9 protein-coding genes are annotated in these 14643 nt (G+C 71.9%); 2 read left to right on the top strand and 7 right to left on the bottom strand.

Annotation, left to right across the window (positions count from 1 at the left end; translation table 11 throughout):
- Window positions 1–25: 25 nt before the first annotated feature.
- Genes ACZLMO_RS14685 through ACZLMO_RS14655 form a run of 7 tightly spaced genes read right to left on the bottom strand, consistent with a single transcriptional unit; the run spans window position 26 to window position 6974 of the window.
- Window positions 26–871 carry a fumarylacetoacetate hydrolase family protein gene (locus ACZLMO_RS14685; protein WP_425714948.1) on the bottom strand — a complete coding sequence of 282 codons (846 nt, stop codon included), beginning with the start codon at window positions 869–871 and terminating at the stop codon, window positions 26–28.
- Between the two features lie 13 nt (window positions 872–884).
- The gene (locus ACZLMO_RS14680) at window positions 885–1397 is read right to left on the bottom strand and encodes a Gfo/Idh/MocA family oxidoreductase (RefSeq protein ID WP_463654153.1); all 513 of its coding nucleotides are present in this window, start codon (window positions 1395–1397) and stop codon (window positions 885–887) included.
- The gene (locus ACZLMO_RS14675) at window positions 1394–2410 is read right to left on the bottom strand and encodes a Gfo/Idh/MocA family protein (protein WP_463654152.1); all 1017 of its coding nucleotides are present in this window, start codon (window positions 2408–2410) and stop codon (window positions 1394–1396) included. Before ACZLMO_RS14675 ends, ACZLMO_RS14680 begins: the two co-directional genes overlap by 4 nt.
- Window positions 2407–3966 (bottom strand): N-acyl-D-amino-acid deacylase family protein, encoded by a 1560-nt coding sequence (locus ACZLMO_RS14670; RefSeq protein WP_463654151.1) that lies wholly within the window; start codon window positions 3964–3966, stop codon window positions 2407–2409. Before ACZLMO_RS14670 ends, ACZLMO_RS14675 begins: the two co-directional genes overlap by 4 nt.
- A gap of 1 nt (window position 3967) precedes the next feature.
- Window positions 3968–5293, bottom strand: coding sequence for an aspartate aminotransferase family protein (locus ACZLMO_RS14665; protein ID WP_463654150.1), 1326 nt, complete (start codon window positions 5291–5293; stop codon window positions 3968–3970).
- Entirely contained in the window at window positions 5290–6171 is an 882-nt protein-coding gene (locus ACZLMO_RS14660) for an amidohydrolase family protein (protein ID WP_463654149.1), read from the bottom strand. The genes ACZLMO_RS14665 and ACZLMO_RS14660 overlap by 4 nt, the downstream gene beginning before the upstream one ends.
- Window positions 6168–6974 (bottom strand): IclR family transcriptional regulator, encoded by an 807-nt coding sequence (locus tag ACZLMO_RS14655; protein ID WP_463654148.1) that lies wholly within the window; start codon window positions 6972–6974, stop codon window positions 6168–6170. The genes ACZLMO_RS14660 and ACZLMO_RS14655 overlap by 4 nt, the downstream gene beginning before the upstream one ends.
- A gap of 199 nt (window positions 6975–7173) precedes the next feature.
- On the opposite strand from ACZLMO_RS14655, the gene ACZLMO_RS14650 reads away from it, so the two are divergent.
- Together ACZLMO_RS14650 and ACZLMO_RS14645 are read left to right on the top strand one after the other, a co-directional pair.
- The gene (locus ACZLMO_RS14650) at window positions 7174–10284 is read left to right on the top strand and encodes a sialidase family protein (RefSeq protein WP_463654147.1); all 3111 of its coding nucleotides are present in this window, start codon (window positions 7174–7176) and stop codon (window positions 10282–10284) included.
- A 106-nt stretch (window positions 10285–10390) separates the two neighbouring features.
- The gene (locus ACZLMO_RS14645) at window positions 10391–14566 is read left to right on the top strand and encodes an exo-alpha-sialidase (RefSeq protein WP_463654146.1); all 4176 of its coding nucleotides are present in this window, start codon (window positions 10391–10393) and stop codon (window positions 14564–14566) included.
- Window positions 14567–14643: the final 77 nt, after the last annotated feature.

The raw sequence follows: 14643 nt of genomic DNA, 5'->3' as shown, positions 1-14643 counted from the left end.
CGGGTGGTGCTGGTGCGGGCGGCGACTATGCCGCCACGATGGGGGTGGTGAGGGACCCGAGTCCCTCGACCGCGGCGACCATGGTGTCGCCGGGCTGGAGGAAGACGCCGGTGGTGGCACCGACGCCGGACGGTGTGCCGGTGAGGATGACGTCACCGGGGTTGAGGGTCATGAGTCGCGAGCTGAAGGACACCAGCTCGGCGACGGTGTGGACCATGTCGGTCGAGCTCCCCCGCTGCATGACCTGTCCGTTGAGCTCGAGCGTCAGCCCGAGGTTCTGTGGGTCGGGCACCTCGTCGCTCGTGACGAGGTAGGGGCCCAGCGGCGCGGAGCCGTCGAGCCACTTGCCCTCGAGCCAGTCGAAGAACCCGGTCGCCGCCTCGCCGTCGCGCTCGACACCCAGGTCGAGGCTGCGCGCCGAGATGTCGTTGCTCGTGGCGTAGCCGAACACGTGCTCCAGCGCCCGGTCCACCGGCACACCCTGGGCACGCCGGCCGATGACCGCGGCGATCTCGACCTCCCAGTCGAGCTGGCTCGTGATCGGGTTGAGCGCCACCGGGGCGCCCGGGCCCGTGATCGAGGTGTCGGGCTTGAGGAAGAGCCGCGGCGTCGCGGTGGACTGCTTGCGCGCCTCGAACCCGGCCTCCTTGACGTGCTCCTGGTAGTTCGCGGCGACCGCGAGCACCTTGCCCGGGGCGAGCAGCGGGGCGAGGATGCGCGCGCCGTCGAGCGGGCGTCGGCCCGCCTCGGCCGTGCCGGCCTCTCCCCGGACGACGGCGGTCAGGTCCCCGTCGCCGGTGACGACGATCTCGTCGCCCTCGACGTACCCGTGCCGGACCGCGCCGTCCTCGTCGAACGTCAACCACTTCATGTCCGCTCCTTCCTCACCAGCTGGTCTCTGCCGTCGCACCGGACCGCGCCGAACCGGCGATCGCGGACAGGGTCTCGGTCGCCTCGTCCGGCGCGACGTCCGCGCCGGGCAGGCCGAAGGGCACCGCGCGCACGCCGGCCGCGGTGCGGACGTCGAGCCCGGGGCTCAGGAGGTCGACGAGCACCGACCCGTGTGTGCCGACGATCCGGACGGCGGCGCGCAGGTACTCCCGGTGCTCCCCCGCGACCAGGGAGAGGTGGGCGCTGACCGCGACCCCGTGGTCGGCGCGACCGAGGAACGTCGTGGCGCCCGTGTCGGCACTCGCGTGGGCCTGGAGGGTGACCGAGGTCGGGCCGGTCGCGCCGCGCAGCACCTCGATCGCGTCCGGGCCGAGGTCGCGCAGCGCGTCGCCCGGGCCCGTCGCGACGAGGTCGAGGGCGACGGCGCGCAGGAGCCCGATCTCGCCGCTGCGGACCGCGGCGAGCGCGCGCGTGAGGCCCGGGCGGGTGGCGAGGGGTGCGGTCATGACCGGACTCCGATCTCGATCGTGCGGCCCGTGCGCAGGGACTCCTCGGACGCCGCGGCGATGTCGACGGCGTGGATCGCCGCCGAGACCGGCGGGACGACCTCGGACTCGCTGCGCGCCGCGGCGACGAACGCCTCGAGCTCGCGGACGAAGGTGCGGGGGCCGGACCCGTCGACGCCCCAGGCGGTGAGGCCGGTGTCGGTCCAGGCGAGGACGCCCTCGGCGTCCCACGAGCGCGTGAGGACGCCGTCGGTGCCCACCACGGTGAGCTCGAGGTAGGAGGCGCTGCGGGGCCGCTCGCCCCGGCTGATCTCGCAGACGGCCGCGGCGCCGCTCGCGAAGCCGAGCTCCATGACGAGGTAGTCGTAGATGTCGAGCGCCTCGCTCGTGGCGTGCTGCCCCACCGAGTGGACGCTCGTGGCGGGCTCGCCGATCCACCAGCTCGCGAGGTCGACGAGGTGGACGCCGTTGTGCAGGGAGTGTCCGCCGGACAGGGCGGGGTCGAGCACCCAGGCCTGCCAGCCGGGCCAGATCCAGCCGCCGTTGATGACGACCCGGACGAACCGGGGCGCGCCGATCTCCCCCGCGTCGATGACCTCGCGGATCGCGAGGCTCTGGTCGGAGAACCGATGGCTGTGGCCCACGGCGAGCGCGAGCCCGCGCGCCTCGGCCTCGGCGGCGACGCCGCGCGCCCCCTCCGGGGTCAGCGCCAGCGGCTTCTCCATCAGCAGGTGCCTGCCGGCCTCGAGGACCTGGTGCCCCAGCTTCTCGTGCGTCATGTTCGGGGTGCAGACGATGACGGCCTCGACCTCGTCGTTGGCAAGCAGGTCCTCGACCGACCCGTAGCCGGCGCAGCGCTCGGTGTGCGCCACCTCGGCGGCACGAGCGGCGTCCAGGTCGCACACCGCGACGAGCCGCGCACCGGGCATCGTGCGCAGCGCGGCCATGTGGGACAGGGCGATGCCGCCGACCCCCACGATCCCGACGCCGAGCGGCGTCTGGTCCTTGTTCACTGCTCTCTCCCTCTGATGAGCGTTCCCGGGCGGGCGCCCGTCAGGCGCCCGGACCCGACGACGGCGGTGCCGCCCACGTACACGTGGTCGAGCCCGACGGACGGCCGGGCCGGGTCCCCGAACGTGGCCGCGGAGTCGAAGGCCTGGTCGTCGAGGACGACGAGGTCGGCCCGGCGCCCGGGCACGATGCCGCTGGTGATGCCGGCGCGCGCGGCGGGCGCGGTCGAGAGCCGGCGCACGGTCTCGCCGATCGCGGTCCCGCGGTGCCGCAGCATGCGGTACCCGGCGGAGAAGGCGCCCCACGAGCGGGGGTGGGCCACGGACGCGCGGTGGGTGCGGTCGAGCGCGGTGCCGTCGGAGGCGATCGAGACCCAGTCGGTGGCGAGCATGAGGTCGATGTCGCTCCACCGGCCGCTCTCGGCCGCGACGTCGACCAGGCCCCGGTTCGCGACGAGGAGGTCGACGAGCCACAGCCAGGGGTCCCCGGGCGCCTCCGTGAGGTCCGATCCGACGGCCTCGGGCGTCTCGGTCGCCTTCATCACGAGGATCTGGTCGAGGCCGTACCCGGCGGCGGCGAGCTCCCCCGCGACCGCGCCCGGGTCGGTGAGGCAGGCCGCGACCACGGCGTCCGGCCCGCCGTCGCGGAGCTCGGGCGGCAGCAGCTGGATGAGCGTGGTGTGGCCGTGGACGTAGGGGTACGCGTCGGCGTCGATGTCGACGGACTCCCGCAGCGTCTCGAGGTGGGCGAGCGCCTCCGGGAACCCGTCCTCGCCGCCGATGCCCCGCAGGTGGGAGACCTGGAGCCTCGGCCCGCCCTCGCCGGACGTGCCGGCCAGCTCGTCGATCGAGCGCCGCAGGGACCCGGCGCGGTAGTCCCGCAGGTGCGCCGAGAGCAGGCCGTCGTGCGCGGCGACGATCCGGGCGACGGCGGCGAGCTCGTCCGCACCGGCCGAGGCGCCGGGCGCGTACATCAGCCCGAGACTCACGCCGACGACGCCGGCCGCGAAGGCGTCCTCGACCTCCCGCTCGAGGGCGGCGAGCCCGTCGTCGTCGAGCGGGTCCGTGCTCGTGCCGGCCACCGCGAACCGTGCCGACCCGTGCCCGAGCTGGGCGGCGACGTTGGTCGCCGTCTCGCAGTCGTCGAGCGCCTGCAGCCAGCCGGCGACGTCGTGCCAGGACCACCCGAGGTCGGGCGTGACGTCGATCGTGCTGATGACCCGCGCGAGGCCGGCGGCGTCGGCGTTCCCGGGGGCCGGGCTCATGCCGCAGTTGCCCACCACCTCGGTGGTCACGCCCTGGCCGACCCGGCTCTCGTTGCCCGGGTAGGCGAGCAGGCTGAGGTCGGAGTGGCAGTGCAGGTCGACAAAGCCGGGGGCGACGACCCGGTCCGTGCAGTCGACGATCTCCGCGTCGTAGCCGCCGGCGGGCCGCTCGCGCGCCGGGACGACGGCGGAGACCCGCCCGTCGGCGACGAGGACGTCACCGAGGAAGGGGTCGCCGCCGAGCCCGTCGGCCACGAGGCCTCCGGTCAGCACGGTCGAGGAGATCGGGGACATGTCAGGCGTTCGCCGCCTGCGCCGCGAAGAGTCCCTCGCGCGCCATCGCGCCGAGGACGTCCTCGGCCTGGGCGAGCGTGCGGTCGACGTCGGCCTCGGTGTGCGCGAGCGAGATGTGGTTCCGCTTGAGCGCCATCGGGTACATGAACGAGCCCTTGTCGATCATCCGGCGGTGGAAGGTCGCGTAGGCATTGTCGTCGTTGCGCAGCAGGTCGCGGTACCCACGGACCTCGCCGTCGAGGAAGTACGGGATGAAGACGGAACCGAGACCCGTGACGTGCGCGGCGATCCCGGCGTCGTCGGCGATCTGCTGGAGACCCGCGCGCATCCGGTCGCCGAGGCGGCCCACGTGACCGTAGAAGTCGACCTCGGGGTCCTTGAGGACCTCGATCGTGGCGATGGCGGCGGCCATCGACGCGGCGTTGCCGTTGAAGGTGCCGGCGAGCATGACCGTGCCACCGGCGGGCGTGAAGTGGGACATCGCCTCGGTGGAGCCGGCGAGGCCCGCGACCGGGAACCCGTTGCCCATCGCCTTGCCGAAGGTCGTGAGGTCCGGGGTGACGCCGCACAGCTCCTGGTACCCGCCGAGCGCGTGCCGGAAGCCGGAGATCACCTCGTCGAAGATCAGGAGGCTGCCGTGCGCCCGTGTGATCTCGCGCAGGCCCTCGAGGAACTCCTGCTCGGGCAGGAGCGCGCCGACGTTGTGGGGCACGGGCTCGAGGATGACGGCGGCGATCTGCTCGGGGTGTCGGTCGAAGTGCTCCTGCACCGAGGCGAGGTCGTTGAACTCGGCGATCAGCGTGTGGTCGATGGCGTCGTCGAGGATCCCCGAGGAGTTCGGGTCGCGGCCCCAGGCGAGGTCGGGGCTCGAGATGACGTTGCGGGCGAGCGCGTCGTAGGAGCCGTGGAAGTTGCCCTGGAACTTGAGGATGAAGGGGCGCCCCGTCGCGCCGCGGGCGAGGCGGACGGCCTGGAAGGTGGCCTCCGACCCGCTCATCGTGGAGATGACCATCTCGGCGCTCGGGATGGCGTCGACCACGAGCCGGGCGAGCTCGACCTCGAGCTCCGTGGTCCCGACGCCCACGAGGTCGATGTCGGCGATCGCGCGGGTGACGGCATCGTTGACCCGCTCGTCGCTGTGGCCGAGCAGGATCGCCCCGAACGCGGCGTGGTAGTCGGTGTAGACGCCGCCGTCCATGTCGGTCATCGTGGCGCCCTTGGCCGACCGCCAGGCCCACGGTGCGCCGATGCTGCGGGTGGCGGAGTTTACCCCGCCCGGGATGATGCGCTCGGCAGCCTCGGCGAGGCTGCGGGAGACGGATGTCACGAGGTGCTCCTAGGTGTCGAAGAGTGCGTGCCGGTGGGAGCGGTGAGCTCGAGCATCGTCAGCGCGTCGCAGTGGATGATCCGCTCGATCGTGTCGTCGGCCACGAACGGCAGGTTCCCGGCGCGGAACCGGGCGATCGCGCGCAGGTTGGCGAGCGCCTGCGCGGGGGTCCAGAGGGGGTAGTCGGAGCCGAACACGAGCTTGTCGACCGTGCGCCACTCCTGGGCGCCGACGAACGCGAAGAACGCGTCCATCGGCCGGGACGGGACGCCCGACACGTCGGCGAAGACGCGCGGGTTCTTGCGCAGCACCACGTTCGTGTCGCGCTGCCAGGGGTGGCCCATGTGCGCCATGACCTGGGTGAGGTCCGGGTGGCGGCGGGCGACCTCGTCGATGACCATCGGCTGGCTCACCGCGAGCCGGCCGACGGGGCTGGGGGTGGCGCCCATGTGCCACAGGGCGACCATGCCGTTCGCCCGCAGCGTCGTGTAGAAGTCGTCGAACTCGTCGGCGAGCGGGTCGAACAGCGACAGGACCGGGTAGAGCTTGACCCCCTGGAACCCGAGCTCGACGGCCTCGTCGAGCTGGTCGCGCCAGTCGGCGTCGAGCGGGTCGATCGAGCAGAACGGGATCGCCGGGGTCTGCATCCGTGCGACGAAGTCGGCGACGAAGCGGTTCGGCGTGCGCACGCCTGCCTGCGACGCCGCGAGGCCGAAGACGACCGCGACGTCGACGCCGGCCTCCTGCATGACCTGGTCGTAGGACTCGGGCGTGACCACCGGGTAGGGCTCGCCGCCGTAGGCGCCCTGCCAGTGGTCCTCGTGCTCGCTCCCCCAGTGCTCCGGCTGGTGGCAGTGGCTGTGGACGTCGACGATCATGCGGTGGCCATCCGGGTGCGCAGCGGCTCGAGCGCGGCGTCGAACCCGGGGGCTGCGACGAGCTCGGCCGCCGCGGCGTTGAGGACGGGAAGGAGCGTCGCACGGGCCGGCTCCTCGAGCTCGGCGCTCGGGGCGGAGACGGACATCGCCAGCGTGGGGGCGCCTCGGGTCGGCAGGAGGACGGCCATGCAGGTGACGCCGCGGTTGCGCTCCTCGTCGTCGACGCTGTAGCCGTCCCGGCGGATCCGCTCGAGCTCGTCGACGATGCCGGCCCGGGTGGTGATCGTGCGTGCGGTCCAGCTCGAGTAGGGCTCGGACTCCGGGAGGTGGGCGTCGATGGCGTCCTCCGGGAGGACCGACATGAGCAGCTTGCCGAGCCCGGTGCAGTACGCGTGGTCGAGGGTGCCGCCCGTGGCGAAGCGGAGCGCGCGCTGCGGCTCGGCCACGTGGAGGTGGAGGACCGAGGGGCCCTCGAGGAGGCCGAGGTTCGCGGTGAAGCCCACCTCGTCGGCGAGCCGGCTGAGGACCGGGGCCGCGACGTCGGACATGCTCGGCGGCCGGTAGCCCTCGGCGATCTCGTGGACGGCATGCCCGATCGAGTACGCCGGGTGCTCGCCGGAGCGGCGGACGAACCCCTCCTCCTCCATCACCTGGAGGAGGCGGACCGCGGTCGACTTCGGCAGCTCGAGCTCCGTGGCGATCGAGGCCAGCGTGAGGGGGGCGGGTGCCTTGCCGAGCAGTCGCAAGATCGCCAGGGCTCGGACGAGCCCTTGCGAGTGATACGACTTGGCACGCTGTTCCATGTCGGGGACCGTAACAGGGGATCGGCCACATGGAAACACATTCCATGTCACGAATGCGTGTCGCGACGTGGCACGCGGAGTGCGATGAGACCTCCATGCTCGGGCACATCACGATTCGGTCACGCGACATGACACTCTCGACATGGAACGGGGGTCCATGCTGATAGTTGCGTCTCAACGGTCGGCAAAGGAGCCACTCGTGATCGCCCTCCCCTTGGTCAGGTTCAGTCCCTCTACTCACCGGCGGTGGCTCGGTCTCGCCACCGCTGCGCTCCTCGCGCTCGTCCTGGCACTGGCGCCAGTGGCGGTGCTACGCGGGTCTCCCGCCGCTGCGGCGCCCGCGGACGGTGCCGTGCGCACGTTCGACGACGAGCCGCTCGGCGAGCCACCCGCGGACTGCCGGATCATCGGTGACGTCACCGTCGCCGAGGCCGCCTTCGGCGGCGCGGCCGAGACGAACCAGGCGATGCGGGTGGTCGACCAGAGCAGCTCGGTCTACACCCGAGCCTGGTGCACCTATCCCCAGACCGAGGAGCGGTCCGTCTCCTACCGGTTCTCTCCCGCCGAGTTCAACGCCGGCCCCTACGTCGCCATCCAAGGTGCCGAGGGCACCAGTGCCAACGGCGTCTGGCGGTTCACCTTCAACCGCGACGGGGACGACATCCGGATCGCGGCCTACGACGGGTCCAGCTTCGCCGACGTCGCCCGGGTCGCGGGTGGCGCGGCACTCAACGAGTGGGTGGACGTCACCATCAACGCCACGACCGAGCGCGCCGAGATCATCGTCAACGGCGTCCGGTTCCAGACCGAGAGGCGCAACGCACCCTCGCCCACGTTGGGCGAGATCTACTTCGGGTCCGCCGGCGCCAGCGCCGTCGGCGTCGACTACTACATCGACGACCTCGCCGTCTCCGGCGAGCTGCCCGACGATGCCTTCGCCGGCCTCGCCGTCGAGCCCCTCCTCGACGACTTCATCGACGCCGGCGAGGTCGTGGACCTGTCCGTCGCGCGCGTCCAGCTGCCCGAGGGCGCCGACGTCGCGGACTACACCGCGGCGGTCGAGTGGCAGGACCAGACCGTCCCGGCCGAGCTCGGCGACCCGGACGCCGACGGGTGGGCGACCGTGTCGGTGACGCATACCTTCGAGGACGGGGACCGCGGGATCCTGCGCACGATCGTCACCGGTCCGGACGGGACCGAGTCGGTGGCCGCGCAGTCGGTCGGCGCGAGCTCCAGGGTTCAGCCGGACGTCATCATCGCGGAGGGCGACGGCGACGAGCGGCCCTTCTTCCCGGAGGTCGCACGCCTCGACGACGGCCGCCTGGCCACGGTCTACTACTGGTCCAACGGGCACTCGCCGGGCGACGGCGGTGATCCCGGTGAGATCAGGTGGACCGAGAGCACCGACGGCGGGCTGACCTGGTCGGAGCCGCGGGTCGTCATCGACACGCCCGACGACGACCGCGACCCGCAGATCACGCAGCTGCGCGACGGGACCATCGTGCTCACCTGGTTCCAGACGGACTGGACCGACTATCCCGCCGAGGGCGCCACGATCGACACCTACGTGGCACGCTCCGAGGACGGCGGCACGACGTGGTCCGACCCCGCCCTCGTCGAGACGTCGATGAGCTGCGGCTGCGGGCCCCGCAGCGGCCACTACCTTCTCGGCTGGGCCGCCGAGTCCGGCAACGTCGTCGAGCTGGACAACGGCGACCTGCTCGTCCCCCTGTACGGGACGCGCCCCGATGCCGCGCTGGGCCGCGCCAGCGTCGTACGCAGCACGGACGGCGGGCGGACCTGGCCGCTGGAGAACGAGGTGATGATCCCGTCGGAGCCCGGGGTCGGCCTCTCCGAGATCGAGGTGGCCGTCCTGGACGACGACCACCTGACCGCCGTCATCCGCCCCGGACTCGTCAGCGACTCGTTCGACGGCGGCCGCACGTGGTCCGTCGCGAGCCCGGTGCCGTGGAGCATGCAGGCGGCCGACATCCTCACGCTGCCGGAGGGACGGATGCTGCTCACCTACGGCGGGAACGACTACGGCTCCAGCGAGCCCGTCGTCGCCCGCCTCGCGCACCGCGGCCAGGCCTGGACCGACACGACCCCGGTGCTCCTCTACATGTCGCGGAACAACGTCGACCAGGGAGACCCGAGCTCCGCCCTCGTCCGCGAGAACGAGTACCTCACGGTCAGCTACGACACGAACATCAACGCCGTCGTCGGCACCTTCAGCTCCCTGGGCGACTACCCCGCGGACCCGAACGAGCCGGAGCCGGTGGCGGGTTCGGTCACGGCGTCCGTCGAGGACGCGGACGGTGCCGCTGTTGCCGGTGGCGCGATCACGGTCGTGGCGCCCGGTGACGGTGAGGAGATCACGGTCGTCGACGGCGGAGAGGCCGACCTGGCCGAGGCCGACGGCGTCATCACGGTGGTCGTCGAGGGCGCCGGGGACTACGAGGTCACGCTGACCGGCGTGCCCGAGGGCTACGAGCACGAGGCGACCACGGCCACTGCCGCGATCACCGAGGAGACGCCCGACGTCACGCTCGACCCGTTCCTCGTCACGCTCATCGACGACGAGGAGCTGGGCGAGCCCGGGGAGCCGGACCCTGAGCCCGTTCCGCCGTCGCCGGGTCGTGGGTTCTACCTCAACGACGACTGGGACATCTGGGCCGACCACGAGTTCAGCTTCGGCCGCCCCGGCGACGAGGTCCTCGTCGGTGACTGGGACGGCAACGGCTCCGACACCCTCGCGGTCAGGCGTGGGAACGCGTACTACCTGTCCAACACCCTCTACGGCGGGACGGCGGACGTGGAGCTGACCTTCGGCCGCTCCGGCGACACCGTGCTCGTGGGCGACTGGGACGGCGACGGGTCCGACTCCTTCGCCATCCGACGCGGGAACTCCTACTTCCTCACCAACCGCCACACCGGCGGGAACGCGGAGACCGAGCTGGACTACGGCCGGGCGTCCGACCAGGTCCTCGTCGGTGACTACGACGCCGACTCCGTGGACACGTTCGCCGTGCGGCGCGGCACCACCTACTACGTCTCCAACTCGCTGACCTCAGGTTGGGCGGACGCGCAGTTCGACTACGGCCGGGCGAACGACCAGGTCCTCGTGGGCGACTGGGACGGCGACGGCGCAGACACCTTCGCCTCCCGACGCGGGAACCAGTACCTCGTGTCCAACACCCTCACAGGCGGGTGGGCCGACATCGAGCAGTTCTACGGCCGCACCGGCGACGAGGTCGTCGTCGGCGACTGGAACCGCGACGGCACCGACACCCTCGGCATCCGCCGCTGACAAACCCCCGATCACCGACGTCCCCACCGCCCCCGGGCGGGCCCCCGCATGACCCCAGGCGCCGCCACACCGTGCCGGCCGCACCACCGAGGAGGAAGTGGAAGAGATGAAACTCCGCAGATCGCGTCCACGACGCGCCGCGCTCGCGGCCGCCGTGGCCGCCTGTGCCCTGACGCTGGTGTCGGGCGCCGTCGTACCGAGCTCACCGGCCGTAGCGGCGCCGGCCGACGGCGCCGTGCGTACCTTCGACGACGAGCCGCTCGGCGAGCCACCCGCGGACTGCCGCATCATCGGTGACGTCACCGTGTCCGAGGCCGCCTTCGGCGGGGCGGCCGAGGGCAACCGCGCCATGCGCGTGGTCGACCAGGACAACACCGTCTACACCCGAGCCTGGTGCGACTACCCCCAGACCGAGGAACGCTCGGTCTCCTACCGGTTCTCCCCCGCCCAGATCAACGCCGGCCCCTACGTGGCCATCCAGGGCGCACCGGGCACCAGCGCCAACGGCGTCTGGCGGTTCACCTTCAACCGCGACGGGGACGACATCCGCGTCGCGGCCTACAACGGGTCGAGCTTCGCCGACGTCGCCACGATCCCGGGAGGTGCGACGCTCAACGAGTGGGTCGACGTCACCATCAACGCGACCACCGAGCGTGCCGAGCTCATCCTCAACGGCGTCCGGTTCGAGACCGACCGGCGCAACGCGGAGTCACCCACGATGGGTGAGATCTACTTCGGCTCGGCCGGTGCCGGCGCCGTCGGCGTCGACTACTACATCGACGACCTCGCCGTCTCCGGCGAGCTGCCCGACGACGCCTTCGCCGGTCTCACCATCGAGCCCACGTTCGACGACACCGGCCTCGCGGTCGGCACGGAGGTCACCGACGAGCCGATCGCCAGGTTCCAGCTGCCCGAGGGCGAGGCGCTCGAGGACTACACCGCGGTCGCCGAGTGGCAGGGCGAGACCATCCCGGCGGTCCTCAGCGGTCCCGACGACGACGGTTGGGTGACGGTGTCGATCTCCCACACGTTCACCCGGCCCGGGGTCAACACGCTCCGCACCGTGATCACCGACGCTCTCGGCAACGAGTCCGACAGCACCCAGGAGATCACCGTCGCCGGCGAGTTCGACACGCTGACCTTCGAGAACGACGACGTCGGTGCCGTACCGGCCAACTGCTCGACGCTCGACGGGTACGACCCGGCGCTCGTCAGCGACGCGGCCGCGTCCGGGGGCGAGCGCTCTCTGCTGCTCCAGGACACGAGCTCCGACGCGGCCGTCGGCGTGACCTGCCCGGTCGCCCCCCAACAGGGCGCCTACCTCTCCTTCGACGTCAACCCCACGGCGCTCGAGGGATTCACGTTCGACATCGTCGGCGACTCGCTGCTCCCGACCGGCCACCCGGCCAACTCGCTCTTCCGCCTACGAGTGATCGACGACGGCAGCATCGAGTGGTACGAGCAGTGGACCCGGACCTGGCGCGAGCTGGCCCCGGCCGGCAGCGTCCCGCTCGGCGAGTGGTCGCAGATCGAGGTGGCGGTGCCGAGCGACAACGCCGCCGCGCGGGTGAGCGTCGGAGGCGAGTACGTCGGCTCCGCGGGGTCGACCATCGGCAACAACTCGGGTGCGACCAACGCGGTCACGGCCATCACCGGGCTCGCCTTCACCACGGGTGCGACCGGCGTCGGGGCTGCGGTCGACGATCTCTTCATCGACGACGTCACGTTCGGCACGGCCGAGGAGACCCCGGCCGAGGCGGTCGGCACCGCGCCGTTCACCATCGGCGACACCGTGACGATCGACGACGACGGCGAGGATCTCGGCTTCCCCCTCGGCGGGATCCTCGTCCCGACCGACGACGGCGGACGTCGCATCATCTTCCCGTACTCGGCCAGCCCGGACCGCATCGACGCCTCCGGCTTCCTCTTCGGGATGTCGGACGACGACGGCGCGAGCTGGACCCCCGCCGTGGACCTCAACCCCATGCCGGACGCCTCGGGCATCACCGTGTCGAGGCTCCGCAACGGCGACATCATCGCGGTCGACTTCAACACGTTCATGGTGGAGGGCAGCGACAACCGCCAGGCCACCGTGGAGACCGCGATCTCCTCCGACGGCGGCACGAGCTGGGAGCACCGCGACGGTGTGCTCGACACGCCCGAGCCGATGCGGCCGATCGGCGCCACCTCACCGCGGCCGGGGACAACGCTGGGCGGCTTCGTGCTGCTCCACACCCTGCTCGAGGACCCCGACGGCACGCTGTACATCTCGGCCTACGGCTACTACGAGGGTGACGAGAACTACCGCCAGCTCCTGCTCGTCTCCGAGGACGGCGGCATCAACTGGGACGTCCGCGGCACGGTCGCCGTGGAGGACCCGGAGCTCGCCGACGTCACCGCCTACGACGGACCGAGCGAGGGCGCGGTCGAGCGGCTCGCCGACGGTTCGCTGTACATGGTCATGCGCACCGGCTGGCACCTGCCGATGCTCCACTCGCGCTCGACGGACGACGGCGCGACCTGGAGCGAGCCGGAGCCGATCGACGTCGGCCCGGCCGGGCAGGACCTGGAGAGCGTCCAGCCCACGATGGAGATGCTCCCCTCGGGCGAGCTGCTCCTCATGGTGGGGCGGCCCGGGCTCGTGCTCACGATGTCCGAGAGCGGGCGCGGGGACGACTGGAGCGTCCCGGTCGGCGTCGACTACAACAACTCCGAGAACGGCGCCTTCACGGTGCTCGACTCGATGAACGTCGTCGTCGCCGGTGACCGCGGGCGTGTGGCGCCGTGGGAGGTGTGGTCGCGGAACGTCTCGATCGCACCGCCGTGCGAGCAGACGATCACCGGCGCCCACGACGGATCGGTCACCGCCGGCGCGGGCGGGCTCTGCCTCGACGACGCGAACGTCTCGGGCGACATCACCGTCACCGACGGCGGACGGCTCATCGTCCAGGACTCCGAGGTCACCGGTTCGATCACCACCAACGGCGCCTCCGTCGTCGCGATCTGCGGGTCCGGCGTCACCGGACCGGTGAGCATCGCTGGTACGACCGGCCAGGTCTCGGTGGGCGACACGACCGCCGGGTGTGAGCAGTCGACGATCGGGGGCACGCTCAGCGTCACCGGCACGGCGGGCCCTGTCGTCATCGACCGCTCGGAGGTCGCCGACGACGTGACGATCGCGGACAACAGCGGCCGCATGGCGACCATCCTCTCCGGTCTTACCGTCGACGGCTCGCTGGCCTGCACGGGCAACGCGGTCGTCCCGACGGACTCGGGCGTGCCCTTCACGGTCGCGGGCGCGGCCAGCGGGCAGTGCGGGACCGACGAGCCCGAGCCGGTGGTGGTGACTCCTGAGGACGTGGTGTTCACGGACGAGGACGGGACCGACGCGGACACGTTCACGGTTCCCGAGGTCGAGGGCGTGGAGTACCTGGTCGGCGACGAGGTCGTCGAGGCGGGCACGCACCCCGGTGAGGGGACCGTGACCGTCACGGCGCGCGCGGCCGAGGGGTACGAGCTGGCCGAGGACGCCACCACCGAGTGGAGCCACACCTTCGACGACAGCACGACGCCGGACCCCGACCCCGAGCCGGTCCCGCCGTCGCCGGGTCGTGGGTTCTACCTCAACGACGGCTGGGACATCTGGGCGGACCACGAGTTCTCCTTCGGTCGCCCCGGTGACCAGGTGCTCGTGGGTGACTGGGACGGCAACGGCAGCGACACGCTCGCGGTGCGCCGTGGGAACGCCTATTTCCTGTCCAACTTCCTCTACGGGGGCAACGCGGACATCGAGCTGACCTTCGGCCGCTCCGGGGACACCGTGCTCGTGGGTGACTGGGACGGTGACGGCGTGGACTCCTTCGCCGTTCGTCGCGGTAACTCGTACTTCCTGACCAACTCGCTTGCGGGTGGGGACGCGGAGACCGAGCTGGACTACGGCCGTGCGAACGACCAGGTCCTGGTCGGTGACTACGACGCCGACGGCACCGACACGTTCGCCGTGCGTCGTGGTGCCCGGTACTTCGTGTCCAACTCGCTCAGCTCCGGCTGGGCGGACGCGGAGTTCACCTACGGGCGCGGCAACGACCAGGTGCTCGTGGGTGACTGGGACGGGGACGGGAGCGACACGTTCGCCTCGCGTCGCGGGAACCTGTACCTGATGTCCAACACCCTCACCGGTGGTTGGGCGGACCTCGAGGTGCGTTACGGCCGCTCGGGCGACGAGGTCTTCGTCGGTGACTGGAACGGCGACGGCGAGGACACCCTCGGCATCCGCCGCTGACGTAACCGACGAAGGAGCGGACTTCGGTCCGACCAGTGAGCGGGCCTCGCACCCATCAGGGAGCGGGGCCCGCTTCG

This window comes from Georgenia sp. G2120 (genome assembly GCF_055326485.1).
This window is presented reverse-complemented; position numbering and strand designations above follow the sequence as displayed.